General features: G+C 70.2%; 12 protein-coding genes. 3 read left to right on the forward strand and 9 right to left on the reverse strand.

The annotated features are described in order from the left end of the window. Positions 1-10: 10 nt before the first annotated feature. Entirely contained in the window at positions 11-1,558 is a 1,548-nt protein-coding gene (locus ACIGDI_RS29795; protein WP_399902925.1) for an MFS transporter, read from the forward strand. A 377-nt stretch (positions 1,559-1,935) separates the two neighbouring features. Here the strand turns inward: ACIGDI_RS29795 and ACIGDI_RS29800 are convergent, their stop codons facing one another. The 3 genes from ACIGDI_RS29800 to ACIGDI_RS29810 all read right to left on the reverse strand — a co-directional run bounded on the left by ACIGDI_RS29800 (position 1,936) and on the right by ACIGDI_RS29810 (position 4,249). Beyond that, positions 1,936-2,853: an ADP-ribosylglycohydrolase family protein gene (locus ACIGDI_RS29800; protein WP_399902928.1), complete on the reverse strand. Its 918-nt coding sequence runs from the start codon at positions 2,851-2,853 to the stop codon at positions 1,936-1,938. Positions 2,854-2,865: 12 nt separating this feature from the next. Next, entirely contained in the window at positions 2,866-3,525 is a 660-nt protein-coding gene (locus tag ACIGDI_RS29805; RefSeq protein ID WP_399902933.1) for a histidine phosphatase family protein, read from the reverse strand. Between the two features lie 118 nt (positions 3,526-3,643). Then, a complete protein-coding gene (locus ACIGDI_RS29810; protein WP_272176391.1) occupies positions 3,644-4,249 on the reverse strand; it encodes a YdbC family protein in 606 nt (201 codons plus the stop codon). Between the two features lie 159 nt (positions 4,250-4,408). Here ACIGDI_RS29810 and ACIGDI_RS29815 point away from each other — a divergent pair, with 159 nt between their 5' ends. Then, positions 4,409-4,942 carry a TerD family protein gene (locus ACIGDI_RS29815; protein ID WP_399902936.1) on the forward strand — a complete coding sequence of 178 codons (534 nt, stop codon included), beginning with the start codon at positions 4,409-4,411 and terminating at the stop codon, positions 4,940-4,942. A gap of 6 nt (positions 4,943-4,948) precedes the next feature. Here ACIGDI_RS29815 and ACIGDI_RS29820 read toward each other — a convergent pair whose 3' ends face one another. From ACIGDI_RS29820 to nrdR, 3 genes are all read right to left on the reverse strand, one after another. Beyond that, positions 4,949-5,659 carry a DUF6215 domain-containing protein gene (locus tag ACIGDI_RS29820; protein WP_399903093.1) on the reverse strand — a complete coding sequence of 237 codons (711 nt, stop codon included), beginning with the start codon at positions 5,657-5,659 and terminating at the stop codon, positions 4,949-4,951. 173 nt (positions 5,660-5,832) lie between these two features. Then, a complete protein-coding gene (locus tag ACIGDI_RS29825; RefSeq protein WP_399902939.1) occupies positions 5,833-8,739 on the reverse strand; it encodes a vitamin B12-dependent ribonucleotide reductase in 2,907 nt (968 codons plus the stop codon). Between the two features lie 165 nt (positions 8,740-8,904). Continuing rightward, positions 8,905-9,465, reverse strand: coding sequence for a transcriptional regulator NrdR (gene nrdR / locus ACIGDI_RS29830; RefSeq protein ID WP_399902942.1), 561 nt, complete (start codon positions 9,463-9,465; stop codon positions 8,905-8,907). 602 nt (positions 9,466-10,067) lie between these two features. On the opposite strand from nrdR, the gene lexA reads away from it, so the two are divergent. Further along, positions 10,068-10,847 (forward strand): transcriptional repressor LexA, encoded by a 780-nt coding sequence (gene lexA, locus ACIGDI_RS29835; RefSeq protein ID WP_200702936.1) that lies wholly within the window; start codon positions 10,068-10,070, stop codon positions 10,845-10,847. 126 nt (positions 10,848-10,973) lie between these two features. Here lexA and ACIGDI_RS29840 read toward each other — a convergent pair whose 3' ends face one another. The 3 genes from ACIGDI_RS29840 to ACIGDI_RS29850 all read right to left on the reverse strand — a co-directional run bounded on the left by ACIGDI_RS29840 (position 10,974) and on the right by ACIGDI_RS29850 (position 16,016). After that, positions 10,974-12,950, reverse strand: a complete 1,977-nt coding sequence (locus ACIGDI_RS29840) for an ATP-dependent DNA helicase (protein WP_200702937.1) — start codon at positions 12,948-12,950, stop codon at positions 10,974-10,976. A 125-nt stretch (positions 12,951-13,075) separates the two neighbouring features. Beyond that, positions 13,076-13,960, reverse strand: a complete 885-nt coding sequence (locus tag ACIGDI_RS29845) for a GNAT family N-acetyltransferase (protein WP_399902946.1) — start codon at positions 13,958-13,960, stop codon at positions 13,076-13,078. A gap of 13 nt (positions 13,961-13,973) precedes the next feature. After that, positions 13,974-16,016: an IucA/IucC family protein gene (locus tag ACIGDI_RS29850; RefSeq protein WP_399902949.1), complete on the reverse strand. Its 2,043-nt coding sequence runs from the start codon at positions 16,014-16,016 to the stop codon at positions 13,974-13,976. Positions 16,017-16,044: the final 28 nt, after the last annotated feature.

Consider the following 16,044-nt stretch of genomic DNA (forward strand, 5'->3'; position numbering starts at 1 on the left):
GGGACCCATAGTGACAACCTCTCAGTTGATCAAGGATCAGAAACCAGGTGCGGCCCGCCGGGGCGGCCGTCCCGGCGTCGCGCTCGCGGTCATCGCGGCCTGCCAACTCATGGTCGTACTCGACGCGACGATTGTGAACATCGCGCTGCCGCACATTCAAGACGCGCTCCAGTTCAGCACGACCGACCTCACCTGGGTAGTCAGCGCCTACACGCTCACCTTCGGCGGCCTGCTGCTCCTGGGCGGCAGGGCCGGCGACATCCTCGGCCGTCGCCGGGTCTTCATGACCGGCATCCTGCTGTTCACCCTCGCCTCGCTCCTCGGCGGCCTCGCCCAGGAGCCCTGGCAGCTGCTGGCCGCGCGGGTCCTGCAGGGCATGGGAGGCGCGATCGCGTCGCCCACCGCGCTGGCGCTCATCACCACCACGTTTCCCGAGGGGCCCGAGCGCAACCGGGCGTTCGGCGTCTTCGCCGCGGTCTCCGCGGGCGGCGGTGCCATCGGGCTGCTCTCCGGCGGCATGCTCACCGAGTGGCTGGACTGGCGCTGGGTGTTCTTCGTCAACGTGCCGATCGGCCTGGTGATCATCCTTCTCGCGCCGGTCTACATCAACGAGTCCGACCGTCACTCGGGGCGCTTCGACATCGCGGGCGCCGTGACCTCGACCGCGGGCATGGCCTCGCTCGTCTACGGCTTCATCCGCGCGGCGGACGAGGGCTGGCGGGACAGTCTGACCATCGGGTCCTTCGCCGCCGCCGTGGTCCTGCTGTCGGCCTTCGCGCTGATCGAGTCCCGGGCCAAGGAGCCGATCACGCCGCTGCGGATGTTCGCCGACCGCAACCGCTCGGGCACGTACGTGATCATGCTGAGCCTGGCCGCGGCGATGTTCGGCATGTTCTTCTACATCGTGCTCTTCGTGCAGAACGTGCTGGGGTACAGCCCGATCCAGGCCGGCCTCGCCTTCCTGCCGGTGACGGTCGTGATCGCGCTGGGCGCGGGTCTGTCGCAGCGCTTCCTGCCCAGGTTCGGCCCCAAGCCGTTCATGCTCACCGGCTCCGCGCTCGCGGTGATCGGACTGACCTGGCAGACCATGATCAGCTCCAGCAGTTCCTACGCCGGCGGGGTGCTCGGTCCGATGCTGGTCTTCGGCTTCGGCATGGGCCTGAACTTCGTGACGCTGACGGTCACCGCCGTCTCCGGTGTCGCCCAGCACGAGGCGGGCGCGGCCTCGGGCCTGCTCAACGCCATGCAGCAGGTGGGTGGTTCGCTCGGGCTCTCCATCCTGACGACCGTCTTCGGCTCGGCCAGCAAGGACGAGGCGTCGAAGCAGCTTCCGAAGTTCCTCGCCGGCGGTTCGGCGGAGCAGAAGGCGGAGTTCGCCAAGACGCATCAGCTGCCCGGCACGTGGGGGCACGAGGTGCTCGCCCATGGCATCTCGGTGGGCTTCATCGCCGCGGCGGCCATGGCCGTACTGGCGCTCGCGACCGCCTGGCTGGTGATCCGGGTGCGCAAAAGCGACCTGGAGGCTCTCGCCGGGACGGCGGGGCCGGGCATCGGCTGACCCGATCCCGCCCGCAGAGGGACGGCCGGACCGGGTCCAGGGGACCGACGGCGAGGACGCCGGTCCGGCCGTCCGCACACCCGCGGCGCCGCGCGCCGCCGACGCTACTGCCGCCACCGCCACCGCTGCCGCCAGGAACCGCACGCCCCCTACCCCTGCTGCCAAGAACCGCATGCCCCACCCCCAGGACTTACGTGTGCCACCCGCGTGATCTCCCCCCGCCATCAGCGGGGCCGACACACGCACAACGCACGGTCCGTCACGCAGAGTTCCCGACGAACACGGAGAGTTTTCAGCCAGCCGCCTCGCAGCGACGCCGGCCCGGCTGAACAGAAGCCGAACAGCACCCGGTGCCGCTCCACCCCTCACACCGACCCTCAGGCCGAAGCCGCTCGCACCCTCGGTGTCCAGTCCGGCAGTGCCTCGGTCCGGGCGGTCCAGTCGGCCGGTGGCAGCCCAGCCCTCGCCGAGGCGACCACGCCGCCGACGATCGCGCAGGTGGTGTCCACGTCGCCGCCGACCTGGGCGGTCGTCCAGAAGGCCCGCTCGTAGTCGCCGAGGGCCCGCGCGGCCGACCAGAGGGCGAAGGGCACGGTGTCGTGGGCCGTCGTACGCCGTCCGCAGCCCAGTACGGCCGCGACGGTGCCCGGGTCGCCGTAGTCGAGCATGTCCCGGGCGCGCCGCAGTCCCGCGCCGACGGCGCTCTTCGGGACGAGGGCGACGACGCCGTCGAGGAGGGCCTCGGGGCTCGGCGGTCCGGCGGGCGCGGCAGCCAGCGCGGCGGCTGCGGCCACGGCCATGGCGCCGACGACGGCCTCGCGGTGCTGGTGCGTGGGGTAGGCGGAGATCTCCGCCTGGTGCGTCGCCTGTTCCGGGTCGTCCGCGTACCAGGCGCCCAGGGGCGCGATCCGCATTGCCGCGCCGTTGCCCCAGGAGCCCTGGCCGTTGAAGAGCGCGGCGGCCAGTTCGCGCCAGTCGCCGCCTTCTCGGACGAGCCGCAGCAGACGGTTGACGGCGGGACCGTAGCCCCGGTCGAAGTCGTGGTGGTGGGCGAAGGAGTGGGCGAGGGCGTCCTGGTCGATGCGGTCGTGGGCGGCGAGGACGGCGACCACGGAGCAGGCCATCTCCGTGTCGTCGGTCCACTGCCAGGGACCGGGCGGCAGCTCGCGGCGCTTGAGCAGCGGGTAGTTCGCCGGCACGAAGAACTGCGAGCCCAGGGCGTCCCCGACGGCCAGTCCGAGGAGGCTGGTCAGGGCGCGCTCCAGGCGCCCGGCGGAGGAGGAGTCAGGGATCATATGCGCGCCACTCTATCCGGTGATCCCGTACGGCTCCGGGTCCCGCCAGCGTTCGAAGGGCCGGTCGAGCTGGTACTTGCCGTCGTCCCCGAGAACGAGCATCCGCATCTCCGCGTTCCCGGGGTTCGACAGCGACTCGAACTCCGCGACCGTCCAGTGGAACCAGCGCATGCAGAACAGCCGCATGGCCAGGCCATGGGTCACCAGCAGCACGTTCGGCGGGTGGTCGGGGTCCTCGAAGCTGCGGAAGAGGCTCTCCAGGAAGCCCCCGACCCGGTCGTACACGTCGGCGCCGGACTCGCCCTGGGCGAAGCGGTAGAAGAAGTGGCCGTACGCGTCCCGGTAGGCCTTCTGGAGGCGTACGTCGTCGCAGTCCTGCCAGTTTCCCCAGTCCTGCTCGCGCAGCCGGGGCTCCTCGCGCACCCGGATGAGATCGGGGTCGAGGTGGAAGGAGCGCAGAGTCTCGTGGGTGCGCCGGTACGGGGAGACGTACACGCTGACGCGCTCGCGGCCGAAGACCTCCCGCAGCCGTTTGCCGGTCTCCTCCGCCTGCTCCCGGCCACGCTCGGTCAGTGCGAGCGCGTGGTCGGGTTCACGCTCGTACACGGTGTCATCAACATTGCCGGTTGACTCCCCGTGCCGGACAAGGACGATGCGCCGTGGTCGTGCCATGCGGAAACCCTAGATCGAGTGACGGCTGATCGTTCACTCGTACGGGCTCCATACGGCGTAGGTCACATAGTTTCCGCATCGTGGGCCGCATCCGGGGAGGCGACGAGCGGGTCCGTCGTCAGACTATCCAGGTCGGTTCCAGCGCCACGATGTCCCCGCTGAGGGCCGCCACGTCCGCTTCGATCTGGGCCCGCAGGGCGAGCCGCTCGACGCGCTCGGCGCGGTACTTGCCGTGTTCCGCGGCCGACCGCCACATCGAGAGCACCAGGAACTCGTGACCGGGGGCCTCCCCGAACAGCCCGCGGATCATGCCCGGCGAACCGGCCATGGCGGGGTTCCAGACCTTCTCCTGCATCAGGGTGAAGTGCTCGGCGCGCTCCTCGTGGACGCGGCACAGGGCCACGCGCACCAGGTCGGCGTCCGTGAAGCGCGGCTCGAAGCCGGTCTTCACGTCGAAGCGGTAGTCGAAGAGCTTGACCTGGGTGTCCTTGAACGTGCCGGACTGCGACGCGGCGAGCCGGTCGTGGGAACGCGCCATGAAGGAGTCGTAGAAGGAACGGCTCTCCCAGAAGGAGAAGATGTGCGCCACGCCCGGCCGCCCCCGGCTCCAGCCACCGCCCTGTCCCCGAAACCCCGGCTCCCCCAGAAGCCCCGCCCACTTTCGCTGCCCCCGCTCGAACCCGCGGCGGTCCACCACGGTGCAGCGAATCCACTTGACCAGCACCGCGCCATCGTAAGGCCAGGAGCGTGGCGCCGGTCACGCTCCGGCGGACAGCTCCGGGGCACGCGTGCCCACGCGCGTGGCAGGATGGACAATCGGCCTTGTGCGCACGGCAGTTCGGGCCGGACTGGGTACATGCGGAAACGGGGAAGGGGAAACCTGGTGAACGCCCTCAACAAGGGGATCCGCAAGGTCGAGATCGCGGTCAAGTGGGACCCGAGCCCGGCGGGGCAGCCGCCGACCGATCTGGACATCGTCGCCGCCACCTATCCGTCGGGCGACCCGTACGGCGATCCCGCCTACGTGGTGCACTTCGACAGCCGTTCTCCCGACGGCACCATCTATCTCAACCGGGACAGCAGGGACGGCAAGGGCTTCGGTTGGGACGAGATCATGACGCTGGAGCTCGACCGGCTCAGCGAGCGGTACGCGCGCGTGGTCGTCGGCGTCGTCATCCAGCCGCGCCCGGAACCGCGGACCTTCGTCAGCGTGATCAACCCGGGTCTGCGCATCCGCGAGGGGTACAGCGTCCTGGCCGAGGACGACTTCGGTGACGTACTCGGCGCGACGGCGGCGACCGTCGCGGAGTTCGTCCGCGACGAGTCCGGAGCGTGGGACTTCCATCCCGGAATCCATGGCCACGAGGACGACCCGGAGACGTTCACCAGGACCATGGGCCACGCACGCCAGCCCTGATCCCCCTCAGCCCGTACGCCAGCCCGGAACCGTCGGCAGTACCTGCTCGGCGACGCGGAACAGCGCCGTGTCGTCGGGCGTCGCGAAGTCCTGGCGCCAGAGGGAGACTTCGTAGAAGCCGCCACCGTCCTTCGCGTCCCTGGCGACCAGCAGGCTCCTGGCGATGCCGCCCGGGCCGGTGCTGGCCTTGCCGCCGCCCAGGTTGAAGCTCAGGGCGATGGTCCGGTCCGAGTAGAGGATCGCGGGATGTCCGAGGACCGTCCTGCGCTGCGCGGTGGCGCCGAGGAAGGCGGCCATGTCGGCCACCGGGATGTCGTCGTCGGACACCGAGAGCTTCAGGGAGTACGTCTTCAGATCGACGTCCGCCTCCGGAGTGCTGGTCTTGCTGCCGTCGGCGGAGGTGATGGTGCTCTCGTTGCCGTCGGCGGTCTGCGCGTACTCGTCCGGGGTGCCGAGCAGCGCGGGCAGGTCCGGGCGGTTCAGGGCCGTGCACAGCTGAGCGCCGGTCACGCCCTTCGACGGCTTGGTGTGGTGCGCGGCCTCGCACTTGGCGGGCCCGCTCTTGCCGGGCCCCTGCCGCAAGGTCCCCCCGAGCGCCCACAGGGCCAGCGCCAGGCCTCCGACCACCACCACCGCGGCGATCGCCTGGGCCCCCGCGCTCATGCCCTTCTCGGGCTCACTCGCTGCTCTTCCGGAGTCGGCGAAACCGTCGACCATGTCCCCCACGTTCCCCACCCTGCCGTTCGCGCCGGTCGTGCGCCGGGGGAGCCTAACCTGTGAGCGCCCTTTGGGGGAACAAGTTTTCGCTTTTCAACGAAAGGGGGCGGTGGAACCGGAACCCGGCTCCACCGCCCTCCTCTCACAGCCGACTCAGCGGCGCTCGCGCGGCATCAGCTGCAGCCGCTGGTCGAGCCGCAACCCTCGCAGATGTAGCAGGAACCGGCGCGCTGCATCTTCGTACCGCAGGAGAAGCAGAGCGGGGCGTCGGCCTGGATGCCCAGCTGCATCTCCACCAGTTCGGCGCTGGTGTGGGCCTGCTTCGGGGCGGGCTTGGCCGCCTCGACCTCGGCACGCGGCGTGGCGACGGCCTTCAGCTCCTGGGCGCGCGGCGCCGACTGGGCCAGACCCTCGACGTCGACCTCGTCGTCCTCGATGGACTGCTCGTACGAACCGGTCTCCAGGTGACGCTGGCGCTCCTCGGCGGAGTGGATGCCGAGCGCGGACCGCGTCTCGAAGGGCAGGAAGTCCAGCGCCAGGCGGCGGAAGATGTAGTCGACGATCGACTGCGCCATCCGCACGTCCGGGTCGTCCGTCATGCCGGCCGGCTCGAAGCGCATGTTGGTGAACTTCGAGACGTACGTCTCCAGGGGCACGCCGTACTGGAGGCCGACGGAGACCGCGATGGAGAAGGCGTCCATCATGCCCGCGAGGGTGGAGCCCTGCTTGGACATCTTCAGGAAGACCTCGCCGAGACCGTCGTCCGGGTAGGAGTTGGCGGTCATGTAGCCCTCGGCGCCGCCGACCGTGAAGGACGTGGTGATGCCGGGACGACCCTTCGGGAGGCGCTTGCGGACCGGGCGGTACTCGATGACCTTCTCGACCGTCTCGCGGATGGTCGCCTCGGCCTTCTCCGTGACCTCGGCCTTCTCCTTCTCCTTGGTCTTGGCGGAGAGCGGCTGGCCGACCTTGCAGTTGTCGCGGTAGATGGCGAGCGCCTTGACGCCCATCTTCCAGGCCTCGAAGTAGACCTCCTCGACGTCCTCGACGGTCGCCGACTCCGGCAGGTTGACCGTCTTGGACAGGGCGCCCGAGATCCACGGCTGGATCGCGGCCATCATGCGGACGTGACCCATCGCGGAGATGGAACGCTCGCCCATGGCGCAGTCGAACACCTCGTAGTGCTCGTGCTTGAGGCCGGGGGCGTCGATCACGTTGCCGTGCTCGGCGATGTGGGCGACGATCGCCTCGATCTGCTCCTCCTGGTAGCCCAGGCGGCGCAGGGCCTGCGGGACCGTGCCGTTGACGATCTGCATCGAGCCGCCGCCGACCAGCTTCTTGAACTTGACCAGGGCGAGGTCGGGCTCCAGGCCGGTGGTGTCGCAGGACATCGCCAGACCGATGGTGCCGGTCGGGGCGATGACGGACGCCTGGGAGTTACGGAAACCGTTCTTCTCGCCGAGGCGCAGCACGTCCTGCCAGGCCTCCGTGGCGGCGGCCCAGATCGGCGTGTCCAGGTCGTCCACGCGGACGGCCTGGGTGTTGGCGTCGGCGTGCTGCTTCATCACGCGGTTGTGAGCCGTCGCGTTGCGGGCGTAGCCGTCGTACGCGCCGACGACGGCGGCGAGTTCGGCGGAGCGCCGGTACGACGTCCCGGTCATCAGGGAGGTGATGGCCCCGGCGAGGGCGCGGCCGCCGTCGGAGTCGTAGGCGTGGCCGGTCGCCATCAGCAGGGCGCCGAGGTTGGCGTAGCCGATGCCGAGCTGGCGGAACGCGCGCGTGTTCTCGCCGATCTTCTGGGTCGGGAAGTCCGCGAAGCAGATGGAGATGTCCATCGCGGTGATGACGAGCTCGACGACCTTCGCGAAGCGCTCGATCTCGAAGGACTGCTTGCCCTTGCCGTCGTCCTTGAGGAACTTCATCAGGTTCAGCGAGGCGAGGTTGCAGGACGTGTTGTCCAGGTGCATGTACTCGCTGCAGGGGTTCGAGCCGTTGATCCGGCCGGACTCCGGGCAGGTGTGCCAGTGGTTGATGGTGTCGTCGTACTGGATGCCCGGGTCGGCGCAGGCCCAGGCGGCCTCGGCCATCTTGCGGAACAGGGTCTTGGCGTCGACCTCTTCGATGACCTCGCCGGTCATCCGCGCGCGCAGGCCGAACTTGCCGCCCTGCTCGACGGCCTTCATGAACTCGTCGTTGACACGGACCGAGTTGTTGGCGTTCTGGTACTGGACGGACGTGATGTCGTCGCCGCCCAGGTCCATGTCGAAGCCCGCGTCACGAAGGGCGCGGATCTTCTCCTCCTCCTTCACCTTGGTCTCGATGAAGTTCTCGATGTCGGGGTGGTCGACGTCGAGGATGACCATCTTGGCGGCGCGGCGGGTGGCACCACCGGACTTGATGGTGCCGGCGGAGGCGTCGGCGCCGCGCATGAAGGAGACCGGACCGGAGGCGTTGCCGCCGGAGGAGAGCAGCTCCTTGGAGGAGCGGATGCGGGAGAGGTTCAGGCCGGCGCCGGAGCCGCCCTTGAAGATCATGCCCTCTTCCTTGTACCAGTCGAGGATCGACTCCATGGAGTCGTCGACGGACAGGATGAAGCAGGCCGAGACCTGCTGCGGCTGGGGCGTGCCCACGTTGAACCAGACGGGGCTGTTGAAGCTGAAGATCTGGTGCAGGAGGGCGTACGCCAGCTCGTGCTCGAAGATCTCGGCGTCCGCGGGAGAGGCGAAGTACTTGTAGTCCTCGCCGGCCTTCCGGTACGTCTTCACGATGCGGTCGATCAGCTGCTTGAGGCCGGTCTCGCGCTGCGGCGTGCCGACCGCGCCGCGGAAGTACTTGCTGGTGACGATGTTGACCGCGTTCACCGACCAGAAGTCGGGGAACTCCACGCCGCGCTGCTCGAAGTTGACCGAGCCGTCGCGCCAATTGGTCATGACGACGTCACGGCGCTCCCAGGTCACCTCGTCGTACGGGTGCACGCCGGGGGTGGTGTGGATGCGCTCGATACGCAGGCCCTTGTTCGCTGCCGCCTTGGTGCCCTTGGCGCGGGAACTCCGTGCCGGACCGCTCGCCGTCTCTGTCATGCCGCCTCCCTGTACGGGCGAAAACGCCCTGAAGTGCCACGATGTTCCCGAGGCACAGTGTTCTGTCTGGTGTTGCGGGCACCCACTCGCTACCGCCCGCAACAGGTCTTCATCGCCGCCGATCCGGCCGGATCCGGGATCCTGGCCCGGTTCCGGCCCGCCGGTTCAGTCGGCGGCGTGGGCGGGCTCGGGGACCTGCACGGTCCCTCCTGGCCCGCCGTCGTCTTCCTGGCTCCCCGCGTCAGCGCCCTGGCGGTCTTCGTCGTCCGCGGCTGCGCTGCGCGCCCCGTCCCTCAGTTCCGCGATGGCCGCCTCGAAGTCCTCGAGCGAGTCGAACGCCCGGTAGACGGAGGCGAACCGCAGGTAAGCGACGAGATCGAGTTCCTGCAACGGGCCGAGTATGGCCAGCCCCACGTCGTGGGTGGTCAGTTCGGCGCTCCCGGTGGCCCGCACCGCTTCCTCGACCCGTTGGCCGAGCTGGGCGAGCGCGTCCTCGGTGACAGGCCGTCCCTGGCATGCCTTGCGCACGCCGTTGATGACCTTCGTACGGCTGAAGGGCTCGGTGACTCCGGACCGCTTGACCACCATGAGCGAGCACGTCTCCACGGTCGTGAAACGACGGGAGCAGTCAGGGCACTGGCGGCGCCTGCGGATCGACGTGCCGTCGTCGGTCGTACGACTGTCGACCACACGGCTGTCGGGGTGCCTGCAGAAGGGGCAGTGCATGAACTCCAACCCTCCTCACGGCACAGCAGACTCAATAGCCTCGCCGGGCCTCACGGGCCCCTCGAAGCAGCCCCAAGCATAGGCGATCTCGGAGGTGCGGAAGCCACCGGGTATCGCAAAGAAACACAACTTGTGGGCTGGCGTAGCCATCCAACCACTAGATGTAGGGCTTGGTTCATAAACCCAGGCCATCCCGCGTGTCGCGCACAGAGAGGCTGACACCAGGTACCCGGAGCCGCTCCGGATAACCCACGAGCGCTCGGACACGGAACCCGGGAGTGCACAGGCGTACCGTTCCGGCACATGCGGAGATAGCGTGGGCGCCGCAAGGAGAGCGCGTGGGACTCCCGCACAGATGGGGGGCCGTTCCCGGTTGACGGGATGCCGGATGGCAGACTGGGCCGACGACCTACGAGGCCGTCCCCCCGGCGGTGAAGAGTACAACAATGCGCCCCTTTGTCCGCCAGGAAACGCGTTAGCCATACACCCAGACACATGATCAAGTCAGGCGATCCATACTTTTTCACTCGAACGTGTGTTTGGCGCAACCTTTCGAAAGCAACTACCGTTGTCCAGCAGGGAGACCATCGAGAGGGGCCGACGTGACCACCACCGCAGACAGTGCCACCATCACTGCCCAGGACCGCTCCCAGGGCCGACTCGAGCCGGTGCATGCGATGAACGAAGCCGTGAACCCAGAGGCGCACAAGCGGTCCCTGCCGGGCCGACCTCCAGGTATCCGGGCCGACAGCTCGGGGCTGACCGACCGGCAGCGCCGGGTGATCGAGGTCATCCGCGATTCGGTGCAGCGACGCGGCTACCCGCCGTCGATGCGGGAGATCGGCCAGGCGGTCGGCCTCTCCAGCACCTCCTCCGTCGCACACCAGCTGATGGCACTGGAACGCAAGGGCTTCCTGCGCCGCGACCCGCACCGCCCGCGCGCCTACGAGGTCCGCGGCTCCGACCAGGGCGCCACCGTGCAGCCCACCGACACCGCCGGCAAGCCGGCCGCGTCGTACGTTCCGCTGGTCGGCCGTATCGCCGCCGGTGGCCCCATCCTCGCCGAGGAGTCGGTCGAGGACGTGTTCCCTCTCCCCCGCCAGCTGGTCGGCGACGGCGAGCTGTTCGTCCTGAAGGTCGTCGGTGACTCGATGATCGAGGCCGCGATCTGCGACGGCGACTGGGTCACCGTCCGCCGTCAGCCCGTCGCGGAGAACGGCGACATCGTCGCGGCGATGCTCGACGGAGAGGCCACCGTGAAGCGCTTCAAGCGCGAGGACGGCCACGTGTGGCTCCTGCCGCACAACGCCGCCTACGAGCCGATCCCCGGCGACGACGCGACCATCCTCGGCAAGGTGGTGGCCGTGCTGCGGCGCGTCTGACCGCTGCGGCGGGCGGTTCCTCGTGGGTACCGCCTCCTGACCGGGCCCCGGAACCCCTGCGCCGGTTCCGGGGCCCTGCACTGTCCGGGGTCGGTCCGTCAGGTCACACGACGGACCGACCCCCGGTCATTCGGCTTCCGCCTGCTTCGCGGCCGCGTCGATCGCCGCCAGCGACCTGCGGACCTGGTTGCGGTCCGTGGTGAACCAGAAGTCCGGCAGCGACGCCTTCAGATAACTGCCGTAGCGCGCGGTGGCCAGCCGCTGATCCAGTACGGCGACCACACCGCGGTCACCCGACGCCCGTACGAGGCGGCCGGCGCCCTGGGCCATGAGCAGGGCTGCGTGGGTCGCGGCGACCGCCATGAAGCCGTTGCCTCCCGCGTCCTCCACCGCCTTCTGCCGGGCGCTCATCAGCGGGTCGTCGGGGCGGGGGAACGGGATCTTGTCCATGACCACCAGCTGGCAGCTGGAGCCCGGGACGTCGACGCCCTGCCAGAGCGACAGCGTGCCGAAGAGACAGGTCTGCGGATCGGCCGCGAAGTTCTTGATCAGCTCGCCCAGAGTCTCCTCGCCCTGGAGGAGGATCGGGAACTCCGGGATCCGCGACCGCAGTTCCTCGGCCGCGAGCTGTGCGGCCCGCATCGACGAGAACAGGCCGAGGGTGCGGCCGCCTGCCGCCTGGATCAGCTCCGTCAGCTCGTCCAGCATGTCCGCGCGGTCGCCGTCGCGCGCCGGGCGCGAGAGGTGCTTGGCGACGTAGAGGATGCCCTGCTTGGGGTAGTCGAACGGGGAGCCGACGTCGACGCCCTTCCACTTCGGCAGGTCGTCGCCCTCCGTGCCCTCCGGGGCGAGGCCCAGCGAAGCACCCACCCCGTTGAAGTCGCCGCCCAGCTTCAGCGTCGCGGATGTCAGCACGACAGAGCGGTCCGCGAAGAGCTTCTCGCGCAGCAGACCCGAGACGGACATGGGAGCGACGCGCAGGGAGGCACCGAAGCGGTCGTGGCGCTCGTACCAGACGACGTCCCACTCGGAGCCGTTCGTGATCCGCTCCGCCACGTCGTGCACCGACTCCACCGAGGCCAGTGCCTGCTTGCGCACCGCGTCCTCGTCCTGGACGGACTTGTCGCGCGTCGCACCGATCGCGGAGATCACCGTACGGCAGGCGTCGCGCAGCGCCATGAGGGCGTAACCGAGGTCCTCCGGGATCTCCTCCAGGCGGCCCGGCAGAGCGAGCTCCATCAGCCGCTCGAAGCCCTCCGAGGCGGTCTGGAGCTGGTCCGCGGCCTTCTCGTTGACCAGCTTGGCGGCGCGGCGCACCGCGCGGTTCACCTGCCCCGGGGTGAGCTCGCCGGTGGCGACGCCGGTGACCCGGGAGACCAGTTCGTGCGCCTCGTCGACGATCAGCACCTCGTGCTGGGGCAGCACCGGGGCGCCTTCGATCGCGTCGATCGCGAGCAGCGCGTGGTTGGTGACGACGACCTCGGCGAGCTTGGCGCGCTCGCGGGCCATCTCGGCGAAGCACTCGGCGCCGTACGCGCACTTCGTGGCGCCCAGGCACTCGCGGGAGGAGACGGACACCTGGGCCCAGGCGCGGTCCGAGACGCCCGGGGTGAGGTCGTCGCGGTCACCCGACTCGGTCTCGTCGGCCCAGTCGCGCATCCGCAGCAGGTCCTGGCCCAGCTTGCTGGTGGGCGCGGCGGCCTCGAACTGGTCGAAGAGCCCTTCCTCCTCGTCCTGCGGGACGCCCTCGTGCAGGCGGTGCAGGCACAGGTAGTTCGACCGGCCCTTGAGCATGGCGAACTCCGGGCGGCGGCGCAGCAGCGGGTGCAGCGCCTCCACCGTGCGCGGCAGGTCCCGCTCCACCAGCTGGCGCTGCAACGCCAGCGTGGCCGTCGCCACGACGACGCGTTCCCCGTGCGCGAGCGCGGGCACGAGATAGCCCAGCGACTTTCCCGTGCCGGTGCCGGCCTGGACCAGCAGATGGGAACCGTCGTCGATCGCCTCCGCGACGGCTTCGGCCATGGTCACCTGGCCGGGGCGCTCCGTACCGCCGACGGCAGTGACGGCAGCATGCAGGAGTTCGGGGAGTGAGGGCTTCGTCATAGCGCGACCACCCTACGGCCCGGCACTGACAAACGGGTGATCAAGGCGAGGACGAGGGACGGGATCAAGACCGGGAACTCCTCCGCGGGGTTTCGATTCGACTGCGTCAAGATCGCGACGCGACGTCACAGCAGATGGCGCAGGGACCGGTCCCGGACCATGAGGGCGGCCCGTTTGTCGGGCAGGTCGATCTCGGCGGAGAACCGGAAACCGGCGGTCAGGAAGGCGGCGACGGAGGGTGTGTTGCGAAGCGCGGGTTCCGCGACGACGCGTGCGCACGCCGGCCTCCTGTCCAGGGCGAGGTCGGCCACGGCTCGAAGCAGCGCGCTGCCGAGACCTCGTCCCCGGTCGGCGACCTCACCGATAAGGAGATGGATGCCGGTGTCATGGGGCCGCGCGGGATAGTGGCGGGCCATTGGGTCGAGGTCCGCGCGGTAGATCTCCCAGTAGCTCATGGGAGTGCCCTCCAGCACGCCGACGCACGGCACGCTGCGGCCGTCACCGTCGAGCTGGGCCCGCAGATGCTCCCCGGTCACGCTCTCGGCACCGGCCAGCTCCCAGAATTCGGCGACGGCCGGGTCGTTCATCCAGCGGGTGATCAGCGGCAGGTCCCGCTCGATGACCACGGGGACGAGGTGGAAGGTGCCGACGGGGGTACCGACGGGACCCCATTCGGCGACGCGGTCGAGAAGGTCGTGATCGATCGTCGCGGCGAAGAGGGGCGGCGCCGCGCCGCCGCCCGGCCCTGGCCCTGGCCCTGGCCCATCGTCCGCGCCGGCCTGCTCCTCGAGGAAGGCGAGCAGTTCGTCGGGCAGGCGCAGATCCAGCGTGTCCTCGCAGTCCGTGGCCACGGTGTCCACGGTGTTCACGCTGTCCACAGCCTCGCGGTCCGTGGCCACGGGCTCCCCGGTCACGTCGGTACTGCTCTCGGCCGGGCGCGTGTCGGTCGGGTCACCGCTGTCGCTGCCGATGGCGGGGGCTGCGTGGGCGCTGGCGTCGGTGGGAGGCACCGCGACGCTCCTCTCAGAAGGCGGGGTGGGGCATGTTCCTCGGGTACGACGGGTGGAGGGGATTGGCGACGGTGACGTAGACGGACTGGGTGTCGACCGGGCCGACGAGCTCGTCGAGGCCGTGCAGCCGGGTCAGGAGGTTGGCCTTGCAGCGCAGGACGGGTGAGTCCAGCAGGCGGGCCGGAAGTGGGGTGCGCAGCCGGTCGGGCCCGGAGGCGACGTCACCGAGGAAGCGGCGGAAGGCCGCGAGCAGCAGCCGCTCGTCCGCCAGCCGCTGGGAGCCGAGGGCACCGATGAGACCGAAGACGTTGTTGATCGCGAGGTAGTAGGCGAAGCGCTCGTCGGTGACCTTGTCGGAGACGAAGGTGTCGCTGTGCTCCCCGATGCCGGGCAGCCGCGCGTCGAGTTCGACACGGCGGGATGCGCGGAAGTAGTAGCCCTGGTTGTCGCGGTAACGGCCGCCCACGGGCCACCCGTCCGAGTCCAGCAGGAGCAGCGTGTTCTGCTGATGGGCCTCCAGGGCGATCCCGGCCTCCGCGTCCAGCCACAGCACGGGGCGGACGACCTGGTCCAGGTAGCGCAGGAACCACTCGGCGGCGACGGCGCCGCGCGGGCGTCCCGTCCGGCCCGCGAGGCGGGTGATCATCGCGTGCAGCCGGGACCGCATGACCGGCCCCTCCGTCGTCGGAAGCTGAGCCGGGACACCCGACACGCCCTGAGGGCGGGGTGAGACGAGTCCGGCGACGCAGGAGACGTCGTCGGAGGGGGCGAACGGGTTGTGCCGGATCACCACGTCGAGGCCCGGCACGGGGCTGCCGTCCTGGGCGTCGACGGCGAGCCAGGCGGGGTCACGGACGATGTCGAAGCCGGGGTGCGCGGCCCGCCAGCGCTGGGCGAGGCCGGTGCGCAGCAGGCGGTGGACCTCGACGCCCCGGTGCAGTTCCTTGCGGAGGTTCTCGCGGCGGGAGTTGGTGATCTGCAGGCCCAGGGACAGCTTGAGCATGGCGGGCGCGCCGGTTCGGTGGACCGTGCGCACGGAGGAGGTGGGACACCACGCCGCGCCGTGGGCGCCGAGGTCGCGGAGCAGTCCGGCGTCGAAGAGGGCCGCGGTCTCGGACCGCTGCCGGACTTCGCGGAGCTGCCAGGGGTGCAGCGGAAGGGCGGCGAAGCCCTCGGGCAGCGGCAGCTCGGCGTCGGCGAGACGGGCCGTGAGCAACGGCGCGGGGACGGGACGGCCGCGCTCGGTCCAGGCGGAGTCCGTGGCGAGCAGGGCGGGTGCGACGGCCAGCCAGTGCAGGGGGAAGCTGCCGCGTGACTCCGGTGAGTACCGGCGCGCCTCGGCCTCGGAGAGACCTTCACGGCTCTTGGGGGTGGGGTGGAAGGGGTGTCCGAGGACGAGTGCCTGCTCCGCCGTGAGGAAGAGGTCGGTGCCGTCGGCGGGGTCGTCCCTGCGCTCGCGGACGAAGGCGGCGGTACGGCGGACGGAGTCGGCGACCCGCGCGACCAGCTCGGGACCGGCGTCTGCGGAGTCATGCGCCGACGCGGACCCGTCTGCGGAGGCGTTCACCGACACGGACCCGCCCGCCGAGGCATTCTCCGAGGCTGGCCCGCCTGCGGGGGCGGTCTCCCGGGCGAGGAGTGCGGCGACGGTGACGGCGTCGGCGGGCGGGAGCCGGTCGGGGGTTCCGGCGAAGCGCGGGCGGCCGAAGCGGTGCCATCCCGTCGACGACCAGTACCGGACCGGGACGTGCAGTTCCGTACCGCTGGCGGGCAGCGGGATACGGAGAACGCCGTCGTCCGGGACCACCGCCACGCCGGTCTCGCGCACCCAGCAGCGCAGCAGATTCTCGACGGCCGCTGCGTCGGCGGCGATGCCGGGGTCGGCGTGCTCCAGCGGGTCGGCATGCTCCGGGGAATCGCCGTCGGACCGGTCCTGCCCCACCGGTGCCCCGCCTTCGACGGCCGGGGCCCGCTGCTCGGGGACCCTCTCCGTGGTCCGGTCGTCGAGGGGGCCGGGGGTGTGGGTGCCCGTGCCGGATGCGGGGGTGGTGTTCACAGTGGTCCTCTTCGGTGGTTCTGGCCCG

This window comes from Streptomyces sp. NPDC085900, assembly GCF_044540925.1.
Classification (GTDB): domain Bacteria; phylum Actinomycetota; class Actinomycetes; order Streptomycetales; family Streptomycetaceae; genus Streptomyces; species Streptomyces gilvifuscus.